At 61.2% G+C, this 1,436-nt stretch carries 3 protein-coding genes and 1 pseudogene; 2 read left to right on the top strand and 2 right to left on the bottom strand.

The window, feature by feature from the left end:
• Both ACXJ7R_RS32585 and ACXJ7R_RS32580 read left to right on the top strand, forming a co-directional pair.
• Nucleotides 1-193: pseudogene (locus ACXJ7R_RS32585) on the top strand (threonine dehydratase); the annotation flags it as partial.
• Nucleotides 194-208: 15 nt separating this feature from the next.
• Nucleotides 209-769: a DUF1697 domain-containing protein gene (locus tag ACXJ7R_RS32580; RefSeq protein ID WP_457155388.1), complete on the top strand. Its 561-nt coding sequence runs from the start codon at nucleotides 209-211 to the stop codon at nucleotides 767-769.
• Between the two features lie 5 nt (nucleotides 770-774).
• On the opposite strand, the gene ACXJ7R_RS32575 is transcribed toward ACXJ7R_RS32580, so the two are convergent.
• Together ACXJ7R_RS32575 and ACXJ7R_RS32570 are read right to left on the bottom strand one after the other, a co-directional pair.
• On the bottom strand, nucleotides 775-1,068 hold the full coding sequence (locus ACXJ7R_RS32575; RefSeq protein WP_095090733.1) for a DUF2218 domain-containing protein: 294 nt from the start codon (nucleotides 1,066-1,068) through the stop codon (nucleotides 775-777).
• 139 nt (nucleotides 1,069-1,207) lie between these two features.
• On the bottom strand, nucleotides 1,208-1,436 hold a 229-nt coding region (locus ACXJ7R_RS32570; protein WP_457155387.1), incomplete at its 5' end, for a VOC family protein.

Genomic DNA, 1,436 nt, shown 5'->3' with positions numbered 1-1,436 from the left:
GCTTGGGCCCGACGACGACATCGCCCGCTTCGAATATCTGAAGAAATCGGCCCGCAATTTCGGTTCGGTGCTGATCGGCATCGAAACCAAGGATCGCCGCAATTTCGACCTGCTCAAGGCGAATTTCGAGGCCGAAGGCGTCCAGTACCAGGATATCACCGACAACGAGACGCTGGCCGGGTTCATCATATGAGTGATCGATGATCAGATGACTGATCAGGGAAAAAGCTTCGTTGCGCTGTTTTCCGGCATCAATGTCGGCGGCAACCGCATCGTCAAGATGGCGGAGCTGCGGTCGTTCTTCGAGGACCTCGGATTTTCCGATGTCGCCACCTATGTGCAGAGCGGCAATGCCGTTTTTCGGGCAAAGGCGGGTGACGCGGCGACGCTGACGAAACAGATCGAAGCAGCCTTCGAGAAGAAGTGGGGATTCCATTCGCGCATCATGGTGCGCGATCTCGGCTGGTTCGAGCGGCTGGTGAGCGAAAATCCCTATCCGGAAGTGGCCGCGGACCACACGAAGCTCCACGCCTATGTGCTGGAGCGCGAGCCGACCGGCGATGAAGTGGCGCGGCTGGCCGAAAAGTGCACCGGTCCCGAACGGTTCGAGATCAAGGGCGACGTGCTTTACCTGCACGCGCCGGACGGGCTCGGCAAATCGGTTTTTGCCGGGCTGATCCCGCGTACGCTGAAAGTGCCGGGCACGGCGCGCAACTGGCGCTCGGTGTTGGCGTTGCTGGCGATGGCCGGTCAGGCAGGCGGAGCTTAGGCCGGTTACGCTGCCGTGGCGGGCTTCCAGTCGAAGGTCAGTTCTTCGCGAAAAGCAAAGCGCTTGATGTGATCGGCGACGACGCTTTCCAGGCGCTCTAGTGATCCGTTTTCCTCGGTTGACACCGTGATATGCAGCGCGCTCGCATCGGCATCCATCACCGTGCGACCGAGCGAGAGATCGATCGTGCCATGGTGCGGATCGAACTCGACGGGGAATTTGTGCGCCCAGTGCTTGCACAGCTGCTGCAAATAGCGGCTGGCATGTTCGGTGGCGACATCGGCATGGCTGGTCGGCATCAGTGAACTCTCCGGGAGGGCAGGCGCCCATTGCTTGACATGGCGCCAGGCTTGCCAGGCTGGCGCGACAGCCGGGTAGATAGGTGCCGTCGCGCAAAACGCCAAAGGCTGCCGGGCGATCTTTCGCCCGGATCGAGGCCTACCAGCTGCCGGTGTTCGCCATTGAAGCCCAAGGCTCGGCCTTGGCCTTGGCCGGGCCTTTTTGCAGGAGCTCGATCGAAATGCCGTCCGGCGACCTGATGAAGGCCATGTTGCCATCGCGCGGTGGCCGGTTGATGGTGACGCCATTGTCCATCAGATGCTGGCAGGTGGCGTAGATGTCGTCGACCTCATAGGCGAGGTGGCCGAAATTACGCCCGCCCTTGTAG

Source organism: Mesorhizobium sp. P5_C1, assembly GCF_054049815.1.
Note: the sequence above shows the minus strand (reverse complement) of the source record. Positions and strands in the feature narration are given on the sequence as shown.

Bases quoted from the DNA above. Each gene is read 5' to 3' on its own strand.
- ACXJ7R_RS32580 (WP_457155388.1), top strand. From the start codon at position 209: ATGACTGATCAGGGAAAAAGCTTCGTTGCGCTGTTTTCCGGCATCAAT.
- ACXJ7R_RS32575 (WP_095090733.1), bottom strand. From the start codon at position 1,068: ATGCCGACCAGCCATGCCGATGTCGCCACCGAACATGCCAGCCGCTAT.